Origin of the sequence: Streptomyces sp. WAC04114 (assembly GCF_019733245.1) — a bacterium.
Lineage (GTDB): Bacteria > Actinomycetota > Actinomycetes > Streptomycetales > Streptomycetaceae > Streptomyces > Streptomyces massasporeus_A.
Genome location: NZ_JAIGQA010000001.1, coordinates 1 through 15,303 on the forward strand (window position 1 = coordinate 1; position 15,303 = coordinate 15,303).

The 15,303-nt window shown below is 70.8% G+C and carries 13 protein-coding genes and 2 pseudogenes; 2 read left to right on the forward strand and 13 right to left on the reverse strand.

Annotation, left to right across the window (positions count from 1 at the left end; translation table 11 throughout):
- Positions 1 to 116: 116 nt before the first annotated feature.
- The 8 genes from K4G64_RS00005 to K4G64_RS39665 form a co-directional block, all read right to left on the reverse strand.
- A complete protein-coding gene (locus tag K4G64_RS00005) occupies positions 117 to 1,919 on the reverse strand; it encodes an oligopeptide/dipeptide ABC transporter ATP-binding protein (protein WP_221753939.1) in 1,803 nt (600 codons plus the stop codon).
- Positions 1,912 to 3,888: a dipeptide/oligopeptide/nickel ABC transporter permease/ATP-binding protein gene (locus K4G64_RS00010; RefSeq protein ID WP_221753940.1), complete on the reverse strand. Its 1,977-nt coding sequence runs from the start codon at positions 3,886 to 3,888 to the stop codon at positions 1,912 to 1,914. The genes K4G64_RS00005 and K4G64_RS00010 overlap by 8 nt, the downstream gene beginning before the upstream one ends.
- The gene (locus K4G64_RS00015; RefSeq protein ID WP_221753941.1) at positions 3,885 to 4,847 is read right to left on the reverse strand and encodes an ABC transporter permease; all 963 of its coding nucleotides are present in this window, start codon (positions 4,845 to 4,847) and stop codon (positions 3,885 to 3,887) included. The genes K4G64_RS00010 and K4G64_RS00015 overlap by 4 nt, the downstream gene beginning before the upstream one ends.
- A 32-nt stretch (positions 4,848 to 4,879) precedes the next feature.
- Positions 4,880 to 6,478, reverse strand: coding sequence for an ABC transporter substrate-binding protein (locus K4G64_RS00020; protein ID WP_221753942.1), 1,599 nt, complete (start codon positions 6,476 to 6,478; stop codon positions 4,880 to 4,882).
- A 61-nt stretch (positions 6,479 to 6,539) separates the two neighbouring features.
- On the reverse strand, positions 6,540 to 7,277 hold the full coding sequence (locus K4G64_RS00025) for a class I SAM-dependent methyltransferase (protein ID WP_221753943.1): 738 nt from the start codon (positions 7,275 to 7,277) through the stop codon (positions 6,540 to 6,542).
- Between the two features lie 172 nt (positions 7,278 to 7,449).
- Positions 7,450 to 9,264, reverse strand: a complete 1,815-nt coding sequence (locus K4G64_RS00030) for an ABC transporter ATP-binding protein (protein WP_221753944.1) — start codon at positions 9,262 to 9,264, stop codon at positions 7,450 to 7,452.
- Complete coding sequence (locus K4G64_RS00035) at positions 9,261 to 10,997, reverse strand: ABC transporter ATP-binding protein (protein ID WP_221753945.1); 1,737 nt, start codon at positions 10,995 to 10,997, stop codon at positions 9,261 to 9,263. The genes K4G64_RS00030 and K4G64_RS00035 overlap by 4 nt, the downstream gene beginning before the upstream one ends.
- A gap of 153 nt (positions 10,998 to 11,150) precedes the next feature.
- The gene (locus K4G64_RS39665; RefSeq protein ID WP_260459771.1) at positions 11,151 to 11,282 is read right to left on the reverse strand and encodes a hypothetical protein; all 132 of its coding nucleotides are present in this window, start codon (positions 11,280 to 11,282) and stop codon (positions 11,151 to 11,153) included.
- 444 nt (positions 11,283 to 11,726) lie between these two features.
- On the opposite strand from K4G64_RS39665, the gene K4G64_RS00040 reads away from it, so the two are divergent.
- Positions 11,727 to 12,206 carry an RICIN domain-containing protein gene (locus K4G64_RS00040; RefSeq protein ID WP_037673862.1) on the forward strand — a complete coding sequence of 160 codons (480 nt, stop codon included), beginning with the start codon at positions 11,727 to 11,729 and terminating at the stop codon, positions 12,204 to 12,206.
- 340 nt (positions 12,207 to 12,546) lie between these two features.
- Here the strand turns inward: K4G64_RS00040 and K4G64_RS00045 are convergent, their stop codons facing one another.
- From K4G64_RS00045 to rpmB, 5 genes and pseudogenes are all read right to left on the reverse strand, one after another.
- Complete coding sequence (locus tag K4G64_RS00045) at positions 12,547 to 13,290, reverse strand: hypothetical protein (protein WP_221753946.1); 744 nt, start codon at positions 13,288 to 13,290, stop codon at positions 12,547 to 12,549.
- A pseudogene (locus tag K4G64_RS00050) lies at positions 13,287 to 13,532 on the reverse strand (ABC transporter ATP-binding protein); the annotation flags it as partial. The gene K4G64_RS00045 and the pseudogene K4G64_RS00050, both read right to left, overlap by 4 nt.
- 553 nt (positions 13,533 to 14,085) lie before the next feature.
- Positions 14,086 to 14,388: pseudogene (locus K4G64_RS00055) on the reverse strand (transposase); the annotation flags it as partial.
- A gap of 134 nt (positions 14,389 to 14,522) precedes the next feature.
- Entirely contained in the window at positions 14,523 to 14,828 is a 306-nt protein-coding gene (gene rpsN / locus K4G64_RS00060; RefSeq protein WP_221753947.1) for a 30S ribosomal protein S14, read from the reverse strand.
- Positions 14,828 to 15,064 (reverse strand): 50S ribosomal protein L28, encoded by a 237-nt coding sequence (rpmB, locus tag K4G64_RS00065; protein ID WP_221753948.1) that lies wholly within the window; start codon positions 15,062 to 15,064, stop codon positions 14,828 to 14,830. Before rpmB ends, rpsN begins: the two co-directional genes overlap by 1 nt.
- Before the next feature lie 68 nt (positions 15,065 to 15,132).
- Here rpmB and rpmG point away from each other — a divergent pair, with 68 nt between their 5' ends.
- Complete coding sequence (gene rpmG, locus K4G64_RS00070; RefSeq protein WP_221753949.1) at positions 15,133 to 15,297, forward strand: 50S ribosomal protein L33; 165 nt, start codon at positions 15,133 to 15,135, stop codon at positions 15,295 to 15,297.
- The last annotated feature ends 6 nt before the right edge of the window (positions 15,298 to 15,303 follow it).

The following is a 15,303-nucleotide window of genomic DNA, read 5'->3' on the forward strand; positions in this document are numbered from 1 at the left end:
CGCCCGTTCCCTGGCCCCCCAACCCCTGTAACCACCGGCCCGTCCGGCGCATCGCGCCGGAGGAGCTGCGCGAGATCGGCCGGCGCGACACGAGAGGAAGGGTTTTCGACCGGCCGTCACGGCATCAGCGCGATCAACACCCGCTCCTCGAGGTCCTGCCACACGACGTCGACCTCGGCGAAGCCCGCCTCGCGGAGCGCGGCCTCGTGATAGTCGACGCCTGGGGAGGCCCACTCGTCCTTGGTGCCCTCCGGCCAGATCCGGCGTCGGGTCTCGACGGCCTCGCCCAAGGCGGGCACGGACTCCGCACGCTTCCACCAGGTCTCCCAGTCCTCGGCGCCGCCGGCGAGCGCGGCGGACTGCCGGCGGGCGTTGACGGCGGCGCAGGCTCCCCTGATCCGCTTGTTCCGCGGGCCGGCCGGGAGGTAGTCGGCGTTGATCAGCACGCCACCGGGCTTGAGCAGAGTCGCGGCGGCTCGATATACAGCGACGAGCTCCGGCGGGCTCAGCCAGTGCAGCGCGGTGCTGGACAGGACCGCGTCGAAGGTGCCTGGCCTGCCGTCCTCGTCGAGGGCGGTGACCCAGTCGGGGTTTCGCAGGTCGGTCCGGACCCAGCGCAGCCGGCCGTCGTGGTCCCCGCACGCACCCTGCCCGATCGTCAGGAGCACCGGGTCGACGTCGACGGCGACGGCGCGTGCCTCGGGATACCGGCGCAGCAGCCGGTCGCTGATCGCGCCGGGGCCGCAGGCGAGGTCGAGCACGGTGGGGGCGGGTCCTGGGGCGAGTTCGCCGAGGAAGTCGAACATGACGTCGAAGCGGCGCTCGCGTTGTTCGATGTAGAGGTCCTGCTGCCGGTCCCAGCGGGTGAGCAGATCGGTCCAGGTGTCGGTGTGTTCGGCGGTGTCGGTCATGGACTTCTCCGGGTTGCCTTGGTGATCGGACGAGGGACGGCCTGGGCCGGGCAGGTGACAGGCCACGTAGTGGCCGGCGTCGGCGGCCGGGCGGGGCTGCGGGGCGGCCAGCGGGATCAGGGGCGGTCGGGTCTCGCACGCCGCGACACGGTCCGGGCACCGGGCGCGGAAGCCGCACCCGTCCTGGGCGGCCGACGAGGGCAGCGGTCGGATCCCCGGCTCCTCGACCGGTCGCGGGCGATGAGGGGAGTTCAGCGCTGGTGCCGCGGCGAGCAGTCTTTTGGTGTACGGGTGCAGCGGTGCCACGGCGAACGTCGCGCTGGCGGCCTCTTCCACGACCCGCCCGCAGTACATGACCGCGATACGGTCGGCCAACCGCTGCACGACGGCCAGGTCGTGGGCGATGAACAGGCACGCCAGCCCGAGCCGGTCCCGTAGTTCGGACAGCAGGTTGAGCACCCCGGCCTGGATGGAGACGTCGAGCGCCGTGACCGGCTCGTCGCAGATCAGCACGTCCGGTTCCAGAGCGAGGGCGCGCGCGATGGCGACGCGCTGACGTTGTCCACCGGACAGTTGTCCTGGGCGTCGGTCAGCGAGTTCCGGCCCCAGCCCGACGGTGTGCAGGAGGTACTCGACTCGGGCCTTCTGCTCGGCGCGGCTACCGGCCTTGTGGATCCGCAGCGGTTCGCGGATCGCCTCGTGGACGCTCAGACGCGGGCTCAGCGAGAGCCCGGCGTCCTGGAAGACCATCTGACACCGGCGCCGCACGTCGCGCGCCGCCCGCCCCCGCGACCGGTGCACGTCCGCCCCGGCGACCCGCACTACACCGCGATCCGGTTCGAGCAGGCCGACCGCGGTCCGGGCCAGCGTCGACTTGCCGCAGCCGGACTCCCCCACCAGGGCGAGGATCTCGCCCCGCTCGACCCGCAACGACACGTCGGTCAGCACCGGCCCGCCCTGTCCGCCCCGGCCGGGGTAGCCGACCGTCAATGCGTCGATCTCAAGCACGGGCACCTCCGCGGGGCCGGAGTTGGACGGCCACCTCGGCCGAAGGGTGGCGCACACAGCGAGACCAATGGGTCTCACCCACCGCGTCCAGTTCGGGCACCTCGGCGGCACAGCGAGGTTGGACGAGACGGCAACGCGGCCCGAAGGAGCATCCGGCGACGTCGTCCGGTCCTGCGCCGGGCGCGCCGGGCAAGGTCACGAAGGGAGTTCCGGGCGCGACGTCGAGGTCGGGCACGGCGGCGAGCAGGCCCTGGGTGTAGGGGTGGTCCGGCCGGGTGAGCACCCGGTGGGCCGGCCCGTGCTCGATGATCCGGCCGGCGTAGGCGACGGCGACGGTGTCGGCGATCTCGGCGACGACCCCGAGGTCGTGCGTCACCAGCAGGACGGCGGCTCCGGTCCGGTCGCGGTAGCGCCGCAGCAGGTCGAGGATGTCCGCCTGCACGGTGACGTCCAGGGCGGAGGTGGGTTCGTCGGCGACGAGCAGACGCGGTTCGCCGGCCACCGCGATGGCGAGTTGGACCCGCTGGCGCATACCTCCGGAGAGTTGGTGCGGATAGCGCGGCGCGGCGTCAGGCAAACCGACGGCGTCCAACAGAGAGGCACGCCGGAGCCGGACCGCGGCCCGGTCCGTGGCGAAGCCGGACAACCGGATGGCCTGATCTAGCGATGCGCCGACGGTGCGCAGCGGGTTCAGGGCGGCCAGGCTGTCCTGGAAGACGACGCCGATCTCCCGCCCGTAGAGCTGCCGCAGGGCCGTCTCCGGCGCGTCGATCAGGTCGAGGGTGCCGGTCAGGGTCCGCAGCAGAGCCGAGCCGCTCACCTGCGCCGATGGACCGAGCAGGCCCAGCGGCCCCAGCGCCGAGCTCGACTTGCCGCTCCCGCTCTCCCCCACCAGCGCCAGGATCTCCCCGGCCGCCAGACGAAGGCTCACGTCGGCCACGACCCGCCGATCGCCGTAGGAGACGTTCAGTGCCCGGACTTCGAAGACCGCGCTCTCCTGGGCGGACTCCGCACTCTCCTGTGTGGACTCCGCGCGGTCCGCGGCGGGCCCGACCGGGACGGGGGCCTTCACGGACGGGTCGGCCGGCTTCGGGCGGCGGCGCGGAACCCGTCGGCCGACGAAGAGCGCCGACGGCCGTGCCCGGTCGCCGGTCGTAAGGTTCTCACCCAGCAGGTTCGCCGCCAGCACGACCGCGGTGATGGCGATCCCGGGCGGATAGGCCAGCCACCACGCGGAGTCCAGGAAAGGCCGTGCCTCGACGAGCATCGCCCCCCATTCCGCGTCGGGTGGCGGGACGCCGAGCCCGAGGAAGCTCAGCGACGCCACGGCCAGCACGACGACCCCGATGTCGGTGCTGGCGTAGACGAAGCAGGGGCCGATGGTGGCCGGGAGCAGGTGCCGCCCGACGATCCGGCGGCGGGGCGCACCGAGCACACGCAGCGCGTCCAGGTGCACCCCGCTGCGAGCGCTGCGTACCTGGGCGCGAGCGATCCGCGCGTACGGCGCCCACCCGGTGAGGGAGAGGGCCAGCACGATGTTCTCCGTGCCCGGGCCCCGGACACCGATGACGGCCAACGCGACCAGCAGAGCGGGGGCGGCCATCGCGACGTCGACCAGCCCGCTAAGCATCCGGTCGAAGGCGCGGCCCACGTAACCGGCGGTGACACCGAGGACCACGCCGAGGGCGATCGAGAGCAGCAGCACGGCAGCCGTGACCGTCAGGGAGATCCGGGCCGCCTGGAGAAGCCGCGACAGCTGGTCGCGGCCGAGCTGGTCGGTGCCGAGCAGGTGTTCTCCCCCGGGGGCCTGCAGTGTGGCGGCCAGGTCATTGGCGGTGGGGTCGTACGGCGTCAGCCAGGGCGCGCTCAGGCCGAGCAGGACGAAGCCGACCAGGGGTACGGCCGCGGCCATCGTGCGCCGACGGCGACGGGACTGGGCCGTGGCGGCCCCACGCTGACGTCTGATCACCGCACGCTCCGGACTCGCGGGTCGACAAGGCCGTGCAGCGCGTCGGCGGCCGCGTTGGCGGCCACGATGGCGAACCCGAAGTAGGCGACGCCGCCTTGCAGCGCGGGCAGGTCCCGCGCGGCGACGGCCTGGGCGAAGTAGTCTCCGACCCCGGGCCAGCCGAAGATCTGCTCGACGATGACGGTGCCGACGAGCAGTCCGGCGACGGTGAATCCGGCCACGGTCAGGACCGGCCCGGCCGCGTTCGGCAGCGCCTCGCGCAGCAGGATCCGGCGCGGCGAGGCACCTCGCGCCACGGCGGCCTGGATGTGGGGTGCGGCCAGCGCGTCGGCCACGGTGACCGCGACGACCCGGCTGAGCACTCCTGCCAGCGGAAGAGCGAGGACGACCGTGGGCAGAAGCCACGTACTCGGTCCGGCCATGCCGCCGGTGGGTACCAGGCCGAGCGTCAACGCGAGGTAGAGAACCAGCAGGTAGCCGAGCCAGAAGGGTGGCACCGCGGAGGCGGTGAGACCGACCGTACGCAGGACCCCCCGTACGAACCGTCCGCGGGTGCGTACCGACGCGAGGCCGAGGGCCAGCCCGAGAGCCACGCCGAGGCCCCCGCCGAGCGAGGCCAGCCCGAAGGTGACCGGCACGCGGCCGGCCAACTCGGCGGTCACCGGCTGCCCGGTCCGGTACGACTGGCCGAGATCTCCGGTGAGCGCGTTGCCGAGGAACCGGAGGTACTGCTCGGCCACCGGGCCGTCCAGACCGAGCTCGGCGCGTACCGCCTCGATGTCCGCGGCGGTGGCGGCAGGCCCGATCCGGCCCACGGCCACGGCCCGGGCCGGGTCGCCGGGGGCGAGCTGGGCCAGGGCGAACGTCACCACCGACAGGGCGAGCAGGACCACGACGAGACCTGCCGCGCGGCGCACCAGGAACCCCGCCACCGTGGCGCCGGTCCGGGGCGCGCGCACCGCACACCCCGGACCGGTCGATACGGACGCGCTCACCTCAGGCCGACGCCGTTGAGCTCGAGGTCGTACTCGGTGGTCGGGATGGCGAACCCGGTCACGTTGTCACGCACGGCCCACAACCGCGTGCGGTGGGCGATCGGCACGTAGCCGGCGTCGGCGTACAGCGCGTCGTAGAGGGCCTGGTACTTGGCCTTGCGGTCCTTCGGGTCGCGGGCGAACAGCGCGGCGTCGACCAGCCGGTCGTAGGCGCCGGTCGCGAACACCGGTGACTCGGCGCCCTCGGCGAGGAAGGCGACCGCCGTGCTCGACGGGTCGTACGGGGCGCCGTAGGTCTCGAAGAACGCGATGTCCCACTTCCCGGCCGCTTTGTCCTCGTAGTAGGCCGTGTCGTCGACGAAGACGATGTCGGTGCCGATCCCGACCTCCTTCAGTGCCCCGGCCACCGCTTCGGCGCTGCCGCGGGCGTCCTGCATGCCGTTGGCGTTGGCGGACACCAAGAACCGCAGGCGCAGCGGCTTGCCGTCCTTGCTGCGGGTGTCGCCGGAGCGGGTGTAGCCGGCGGCGTCGAGCGCTTTCTCGGCGGCGGCCTTGTCGAAGGTGAAGGTCTGGTCGGCGCCGGAGTCGGGGACGGCGGGCGGGAAGAAGCGCGACGCAGGCTCGCCGTAGCCGAGGTAGAGCGCCTCGATGAGGGCCTTGCGGTCGAGCGCCTTGGCCACCGCCTCACGGACGGCCTTGTCCCCGGCGGGGCCCTTCGGGTTGAAGCCGAGCATGGCCGTGACGTCGGGCTCGCCGGTGAGAAGCCGTGCTCCGCCGCCGCCCTTGCTGAGCGACTTCGCCTCAACCGGGGTGAGCGGGGCCAGATAGGCGCCGCCGATGACATCCAGCTCGCCGTTGCGCAACGCGGCCAGGCGCGACTGGGAGTCCGGTATGACCTTGAACTCCAGGCGGTCCAGCAGCGGTTTCTTCCCCCAGTACGCGTCGTTCCGTTGCAGGACCGCACCGGTCGCGGAGTTGGAGACGAACTTCCACGGCCCGGTGCCCACCGGTGCGGAGAACTTCCCGTCGGCGCCGACCGAGTCGGGGCTGAGGAAGCGCACCGGCCGGGCGATCGACAGTTCCTGCAACAGGGGGTCGTACGGCTCGGAGAGCTTGAGCTTGACGGTGTCCGGGTCGATCACCTCGACACCGGTGATCACCTTGGAGGCACGGAAGAAGGAGAAGTCCTTCTTGCCGACCCAGCGGTCGAAGTTCCACTTGACGGCCTTGGCGTCGAACGGGGTCCCGTCGTGGAAGGTCACGCCGTCGCGGAGGTCGAACTCGACCGACTTGCCGTCCGGAGCCACGGTCCAGGACTCGGCCAGTTCGGGTTGCAGCTTCCCGTTGGGTCCGTAGCCGACGAGCGCGTCGAAAACACCGTCGAGGACGAGGAAGTTGGCGCTGAAGGTGTGCGGGTTCAGGGCCCCGGATTCGGAGGCCAGGCCGATGCGCAGCGCGCCTCCCGCCTTCGGCGTGCCCGCTTTCGGCTCGCCGGACTGGCAGGCGGTGAGGGTGAACACGAGGGAGGTCGCGGCGAGACCGGCCGTCAGCGACCGGAGCCGACCGGCCCGCGGGCGGCGGAGTGAAGGGCTCAAGTGGTTTCTCCAGTGGTGCGGGCGTCGGCGGGCGTACTTCCGGCAAGGTGTCGTGGATTCCTCACGGCGCCCGCCGCGCGGTGATGAGGAACTGCATCCGGGGGTCCACCCGGTGGCCCACCGCGGGATCGCGGGACAGCTCCAGCTCCGCGGCCTGGATCTCCGGCAGGTCACGGATCCGCACGTCGACGAAGCCCGCGTCGCGGACCGCCGCGGCGAAGTCCTGCGGATCCGCGGACTCCGCGAGCGTCAGCGCCCGCACCACATGGGGTTGGTAGGCGGAGTGGAACTCGGTCTCGTCCGGCCTGTCCCGGGTCGTGTCGATCCCGTTCGCGAACCACAGCCCGTCGACGACGGCGAGATGCCCACCGGGCCGCAGCAGCTCGTGCCAGTTCCGCAGCGCCTGCACCGGTTCGCGCAGCGTCCACAGCAGGTACCGCGCGGTGACGGCGTCGAACGAGGCGGCGGGCAACGGCGGGCGCACGGCGTCCCCGACCCGGAAGACCGGCGGGTCGTCCAACTCCGCGGCCTTGGCTCGGGCGAGGTCCAGCATCCCCTCGGCGAGGTCGACCCCGGTGACCCGGTGCCCCAGCTGCCACAGGTGGACCGCGACCTGGCCGGTGCCGGTGCCGACGTCGAGCACGTCGGCCGGTGCCTGGGGCAGCGCCGAGGCCCAGACCTGCTGCCAGCGCTGTGCGGCCTCGTCCATGTGCAGCCGGCTCGTCGGGTGCGCGTCGTAGTCGGGGCCGTGGCCGCTCCAGTACGACGTGATGGGTTCCTGCACGTCGGAATCGGTCATTGCGGCTGCTCCGCTTTCTCTTCTTCGGCGAGCTGCTCCGGGCCGCCGACGGCCTGCAGCCCGTGCTTGACGGGGACGACGTCCAGCGGGTGCGTCCGGTCGCGCGCGACGGGCCGGTGCGCCGGCGACGTCCTGCACGACGGAGTTCGCGCGGGAGGGCCGGTGCCGGCCGTCACACCGACTCCTCGTCGAGCTGGGCGGCGAGCAGGTTGACGTAACGGCCGCCGGCGGCGACGAGCTCGGCGTGGGTGCCGGTCTCGGCGACCCGGCCCCGGTCCAGGACGACGATCCGGTCAGCGGTGCGGATGGTGGACAGCCGGTGCGCGATGACCAGCGTGGTGCGTCCCTGTCTGGCGCTGTTCATCGCCTCGGTGACGGCTTGTTCGCTGGCGGCGTCGAGGTTGGACACCGCCTCGTCCATGACGAGGATCGGCGCGTCCTTGAGCAGCGCGCGAGCGATCGCGATGCGCTGCCGCTGCCCGCCGGACATCCTGGCCCCGAGCTCCCCGGCCACCGTGTCGTAGCCGTGGGGCAGCTCGGCGATGAACTGGTGCGCCTGGGCGGCCCGGGCGGCCGCCTCGACCTCCGCGTCGGTGGCGTCCGCGCGGCCGAGCCGGATGTTCTCCCGCAGGGACGTGTTGAACAGGAACGTGTCCTGCGGCACCAGGGTCATCAGCCGGCGCAGGTCCTCGGCCGGGAAGTCGCGCACGTCGTGCCCGCCGATGGTGATGGAGCCGACGGCCGCGTCCCAGAAGCGCAGCAGCAGGTTGGCGCAGGTGGACTTGCCGGCCCCGGAGTGCCCGACCAGCGCCACGGTCTCCCCGGGGCGGATCTCGAAGGAGACGTCCTCGACGGCGGGCCGCAGGTCGTCGCGGTAGGAGAAGCCGACCCCGTCGAAGCGCACCACCGGCGCGATCGGGCCGGCCGGTGCGGCGTCGACCAGATCGGTCACCGGGGGAGGCTGCTCGATCAGTGTGACGATGCGTTCCGCGGCGGCGGCCACCACCGACAGCTCCCGGGCGACCTCGGTCACCTTGAGCACGGGCATCATCGACATCGCGGCCAGTACGACGGCGACGGGGAAAGCGGTGGTTGCCAGTTCGCCTTCCGCCACCAGGCGGGCTCCGAGCACCAGCACCACGAGGATGCCGACCAAGGCGATGGTGTCCGTCGCGGAGTATTCGATGCCGGACCGCCGACCGTGCCGCGCCTTCGCCGCCACGAGCCGCGAGCCTTCCCGGCGCAACAGCTCCAGCCGCTGCTCCCGGCCACCGAAGTTCACCAGCTCGCGCAGTCCCTGGAAGGTGTCGGCGCTGTCGGAGCCGATCCGGCCGAGTGACTCGCGCAGTTCCCGGCCGTGCGCCTCGGCCCGGCGGCGCAACCAGGCCGGCACCGAGGCGAGCACCAGCAGCACCGGCAGCAACGCCACCGCCAGTGACCAGTGGAAGCTGCCCAGCGCCACCGTGGTCGCCACCGGGATCGTGGTGGCGACCGCGAGCGGGCTCAGCGTGTGCGCGAAGAACAGCTCGATCTGCTCGACGTCGGCGATCGCCGCCGATCCCAGGTCGCCTGACCGGCGTTCGAGCATGTACCCGGGGGAAAGCCGCTCGAAAGCCGCGTACACCTTGCCTCGGGTGTCGGCCAGGGCACGGAAGGCGGCGACGTGGGCGAACACGCTGTCGGCCACGTTGAAGAAGGCGAGCGGCACGATGAGTACCGCCAACAGCACGATCCACCCGGTGAGTTCCCCGGCCGGGGTACCGGTCGCCGCGAGCGCGACCACGTAGGCGCCGATCCCGGCCGAAGCGAGCGCGAGCAACTGGTGCACCGCGCCGGCGAGATAGGCGACGGCGATCAGCCTCCGGTGCTCCCCGAGGAGCGGCATGAGCACCCGCAGCCGGGCACTCAACGATCGCGGCCGCGGCCGCGCGCGATCCTCACCGCCGGTGTCGTGCAGGTGGTCGTGGTCGTGGGTGACAGCGGTCATCGCGTCGCTCCCGTCTGAGTGGCGACGAGCTCGGCGTACGCACCGGCCGAGCCGAGCAGGTCGGCGTGGCTGCCCGCCTCGACCACGAGGCCGCCGTCCATGACCACGATGCGGTCGGCGTCGCGGACCGTGGACAGCCGGTGCGCGATGACGATGCTCGTCCGGCCACGCATCAGCTCGGTCAGTGCCTGGGTGATCTCGGCCTCGTTCGCGGCGTCCACGCTGGACGTCGGCTCGTCGAGAACGAGGACCGGCGCGTCCTTGAGCAACGCACGTGCGATCGCCAGCCGTTGCCGTTCGCCGCCGGACAGCTTCAGCCCGCGTTCACCGATGACGGTGTCGTAGCCCTGCGGCAGCGCGCGGATGAACCTGTCGGCACGGGCCGCCGCCGTCACCCGATCCAGCTCCTCCGGCCGCGCGTCCGGCTTGGCCAGCAGCAGGTTGTCCCGGACGGTGCCGTGGAAGAGGTACGTGTCCTGGGACACGACGCCGACGAGCGCGCGCAGCTGTGCCAGGGGCAGTTCGCGGATGTCCCGCCCGCCGAGCCGGATCACCCCGTCGTCGGGGTCGAAGTAGCGCATCAGCAGCGCGATCAGCGTGCTCTTGCCCGCGCCGGAACGGCCGACGACCGCCAGTCGCTCACCCGGCGCCACCGTCAGGCTGAACTTCCGCAGGGCCGGGGCGCTTCGCGTCGGGTAGGTGAAGGAGACGTCCGAGAACGTCAGACCCGGCGGGTCCTCGGTGAGCGCGGGGGCCGCCGTGGCCGGCTCGGTCACGTCCGGCTCGAGCCGCAGCAGCTCCGCGACGCCGACGCTCGCCGGGATCGCGGAGTACGCGGCGTGGTAGGCGGCCTCCAGGTCGTGCATCGGCCGGAACGTCTCCCGCGTGAGCATCAGAATGACGAAGAGCCCGGCGACGCTGATCGAGCCCCGGGCCGCATGCCACGCGCCGAGCGCGACCGCCGCGGTGGTACCGATCGGCACCAGCAGCTGCGCGACGCTGGAGGAGGCGGCCCAGGACCACATGAGCCGGATCGAGTCCACGCAGAACGCCTCGGCCCGGCCGGCCAGTTCGCGTCCGCGGCGCCCGCTGGCGTTGAACGCCTTGAGCGTCGCCATGCCCTGCACGGCGTCGAGGTTCTCGGCGTACAAGCCGCGGTAGGACTGCATCCAGCGGTCACCGCGATCCTTGATCCACCGCGCGCCGAGCAGCTGGGACAGCGGCGCCAGCAGGGCGCACACCAGCACGATGACACCGACCAGCGGATCGATCACCATGATGCATGCCGATGCCGCGCCGGCTCCGAGCATGGAGGCGTACACCGACGGCACGAAACGGCCGATCAGGGGATCGAGCAGCTCCACCGAGTCGACGACAGTGGACTGCAGGTCCCCGGTCCGCAGTTGCTGGGCCTGACCCGGACCGATCTCGATCAGCTTCTCCGTGAGCCGCTGCCGCACCGTCTCCTTCACCCGGCCGGAGACGCGGGGCGCCCAGCTGTCGCGGAGCACGATCACGGCGATCCGGGCGAGCTGCAGCGCCACGATCCCGACCAACGGACCCGCCAGCTCGCCCACCGAGGCGCCGTCGAGCACGTTCGCCAGCAGCCTCGCGATCAGCAGCCCTTGACCGATGTAGGTGGCGGTGACGAGCAGGAGCAGGACGACCAGCGCGGCGACCTCGATCCGTGCGCGTCGCGAGAAGGACAGGAAGAGACCGACAGCCGATCGCACGAAGGATCCTCTCCGCCCGGGCGGGCTGGCATCGTGGGACGCTCGGCCCCGGACGGAGGCTTATTGCAACCTCTTGGCAATAAGTAGTTCAGCGCGAGTGGCGCCGTCAAGACTTCGAAGACAGCAAGTTAAATGGTTGTCATTTTCAATGACCTACTCGATGGCCTCCAGCAGCTCCGCCTGGTCCTCGTCCGACCATGCGACGTCGTCGGAGGGCAGGGAGGTGACCGCGGCCTTGGAACGGCCCGCCTGGTCACCGCCCGCGGCCTTGAGGTACCTGCACACGCGGCTTCGTGACACCGGGTGTTCAGCGTTCCGAAGGTCTGGCACGGCCGTGCGAAATTCGGGGTCGTCGCGCATCCGGTGGGCCCTGCGGCAGGATCATCGAACGGCGTCGGCCTGATCAGCGACACCTGAAACGAGACAGCCGACCTGAGAGACGGTTGCCCTTTTCTCGTTCTTGCCGCCCTCGCCCGCCGCGCGCCGGCCCCCTTGCCTGTTCGAAACCACCGCTGCCCCACCCCAAGACTGCGTCGGCCGTTACGCACGTGGGTGACGCTCGGTCACGTAGTTCGAGTGAGGCCGTTCGCCTGTTCGGGATCTCCCGGACAGGGTCTGACCTCGGCAGACGACCGGTTGACCGTCCTGTTGAACAGCGAGCCGATCCTTACGCTGGGTCGCAAGGGGCGCCCGCCCCTGTGACGAACTTCGAGGCGGAGGAGCACTGCCGTGACGGACCTCGTACTGCTCGCGGGCGGACCGGTGACAATGACCCACCACATCACCGGTACCTACTTCATGTGCAACGACTGGCACGACGGCGTTGGCAACCACACCCAGACCTGGGCACAGGACCCGTTCGCCAAGGACAACACCTCGCATCGGTGGTTCCTGCGGCAGAACACCGGCGGCACCGTGCGCATCGAGTCGTACGCCAACCACCGCTGCCTCACAGCCGGGGCCAACCCGTCCGACATCGTGACCCTGCGGGAAAGCACCGACAGCCTCAACCAGCACTGGCGGCTGGTTGCCCATGCGGAGCGAGGCAACGACTTCTACCTGGTCTCGGTCGTGCACCCGCGCTACGCCCTGGCCATCGCCGATCACCTCCAGGGCAACGACCGGCTGGTCGGCCTGACCCGCATGTGGGGCGGCCCCAACCTCTCCCAGCTGTGGCGGATCTACCCCTCGTCAGAAGACCAGGACTGACAGCCGCCGAGCATGCTTCGAAGACACCTACGGCTGACGTGCAGGACAGGCCCTCCCGTCGGAGGGCGGGCTCGCCATGCGGTCATCTCCGGCAGGCAGCCAGGGCAGGCGATGTCGGCAGGTCGGCGGACGGCCGCGAAAAGCGCTGGTCCGGTTTCCTCGCCAACACCCCGCGGGCCCGAAGCCACGTCGTCGTCGCGTGGCTGACGAGACGGTGGCGGGGAGAGACGCACCGGTCGCATCCGCTGATCCGGACAGGCGGATGATGATCTTCCCCTGGCTCGACATGGTCTCAATGATCAGTGCAGGCCCGGAGGGAAGAGGACCACGCTCGCCGTGATCAGACCGTCCGGGCCCTCGCCTTGCGCTGCAACGGGGAGCGAGAAGGGCGCTGGATGTGGAGGACGAGCAGCGCCAGGGCGCCGGTTGCCGCGGACCAGGTCAGGGTGAGCAGGCTGACGGACCAGGGGATGAGAAGCGCGGACACGCCCGCCACATCCATGAGCGTGTTGAAGACAGGCTTCTGCAGGCCGGTGTCGACCAGGCTGAGCATGATGATGAGGAAGAAGCCCTCCAACTCGCCGCGGACGAGAGAGCCGAGCAGAAGGCCGATGCCGCCGTAGGCGAGGCCGGCGCCGGCAAGGGCCAGCGCCAGAGGTGCCGCGTGGCGTACGGGCAGGGAGATGCACAGCAGAATCGTGGTGTAGCACGCCAGTAGCGCGGCGGTGAGGGCGACGGCAGCGAGCTTCGCCAGCAGCATCGGCAGCCGGGGATAGCCGGCCAGCAGCAGACGGCGGTCCAACTGCCGGGACAGGAAGGTCTCGGTGAAGGTGATGAAGCCCGCGACCATGGTGACGGCGCCCAGTGCACTGGCCACCTGCCCCACCTGGCCGGCCGGGGCGGAGACGGGGGCGCTGATGGTGTCCAGCGACATGCGCACCACTTGGTCGGAGGTGCACAGGCGTGCCACGGTGATCCAGACGGGGATGAACGCGACCGCCAGGACGAGGGCCAGCCGGTTGCGCAGGTGGCCCAGCAGTGTGCAGCGCAGCAGTTGGGTGAATGCCGTCCAGGAGAGCCTCATCGGTCGGTCTCCTCGAGGTGCAGACGGCCTTGGCGCAGGTGGGCGATCGCGTCGAAGTGGTGCAGGTCGTGCAGCAGGTGGGACACCACGATGATCGACCGGCCTCGGTCACGCAGGTCGGCGGCCAGGGTCCAGAACCGCTGATGGGTGTCCCAGTCGAAGCCTTGGTAGGGCTCGTCCAGGACCAGCAGCTGAGGATCGTGCATGAGAGCGATCAGCAAGTTCAGCTTCTGGCGGGTGCCGGACCAACCTGTACGACCTGGTGGGTTCACTGGGCGTACTCGACGAGGACGGACTCCCCCTCGTCGCAGGGTCGGAAACCCATCCCGAAGCCCCGCGCCTCTATTTCGCCGGCTACACCAATCCCCTCACAGGGGTTCTCCGCCAGGCGGGCATCGAGGCGCGTGCCATCGCCCACGCTTTGCGCCGTGAGAGGACCCGATCCACCCTTCTCGCCCCTCGGGGGAATGCTCCGAGCTGACGGAGTCTCGGAAGCCTGACCCTTCAAGACGACAGCGGGGTCTCGCCGTATCACCCGCCTGTCACGAAGCCGTCACCAACTGGGTGCCCCCTCACGGACCAGAGGCCCTGACCTGCTGTTTCATGCCCGCGCTGGACTGGCATGGACGCCCCTGGACGGCTTCTACAACCTGTGCCATGTGGTACCCAGTGAGGGACCCAGGATCAGGACCGGAGCGTCTTCTGGCCCGTCAAAGCGGTATTGCAGGGTGTTCGGTGGTGTCTCACTCACGCCCCAGACCCTCTCACGTCTCACGACTGCCCCTGTAAAGGAGGTTACGACTGCACGGGTCTGACCAGATGGAGAACCTCCCGGGCCGCATAGCGCTTGAGGCTTCGAACTCTCTCGCGCCGGGTCTTGCCCTCCTTGCCGCGACGTTCGTAGTAGTCCTGGGTGCTCGGGTCGACGCGCAGGCGAGTCTGCACGATCCGGTGCAGGGCAGCGTTGGCTTGCCGGTCGCCGCTGCGGTTGAGGCGACGGTACTGCCGACTGCCCGAGGAACGCTCGACTGGGCTGACACCGCACAGCGCCGCGAACGACGCCTCACTGCCCAGGCGTTCCGGGTTGTCTCCCACCGTGCCCCAGGGTGACGTGGGTGGCATGGAGCACCGCCCCTTCATCGGCATCGTGGTTCAGGCTGGCGTCGATGAGCCCGGCGCGGGTGCGGAAGAGTTCTGCGTTGCCCAGCCCGGCAAGTACGTGGGAACCGCCGTCACCAGGAGGACTTGGTGACACCGGGCAGGAAACCCGCGTGCGCCTGTTCCCTCACGCGGACACGGGAGAGCCCGAACCTGCGCAGATGCCCCCGGGGGCGGCCGTCGACGCTGTCACGGTTACGGACGCGGGTGGCGCTGGCGTCGCGGGGCTGCCTGCGCAGTTCGGCGATCGCGGCACTGCGCTCGGCTTCCGTCGAGGAAGGACGTCGAATGATCTCTTTGAGTTCGGCCCGCCGGGCGGCGTACCGCTCCACGACGGCCTTGCGCTTCTCGTTCTTCGCGATCTTGCTTCGCTTGGCCATCAGACCTTTCCTCCCCGGGCACGGATGCGCGCGACCGCCGCTTCCACGCCGATGGTGTCGACGATCTTGATTCCCCGGGTGCTCAGCGTCAGCCGCACATGTCGGGACTCGCTGGGAAGCCAGTACCGCTTGCGCTGGATGTTCGGGTTGAAGCGGCGGGAGGTGCGCCGGTGCGAGTGGGAAATGTGGTTGCCCAAGCCCGGCTGGGCGCCGGTCAGTCGGCAGCGGGCGGACATGAGGTGACCTGCCTCTCCTTGGACGGGTGGCTATCGATAATGGAAATCATTCCCATATAGTAGCGCTCATGGCTCGCAACGAACTCCGCCCGGTCATCAAGCTCCGCTCCACTGCGGGGACCGGCTACACCTACGTCACCCGGAAGAACCGCCGGAACGACCCCGACCGCATGGTCCTGCGCAAGTACGACCCGGTCGTCGGCCGGCACGTCGACTTCCGTGAAGAACGCTGATCCGAC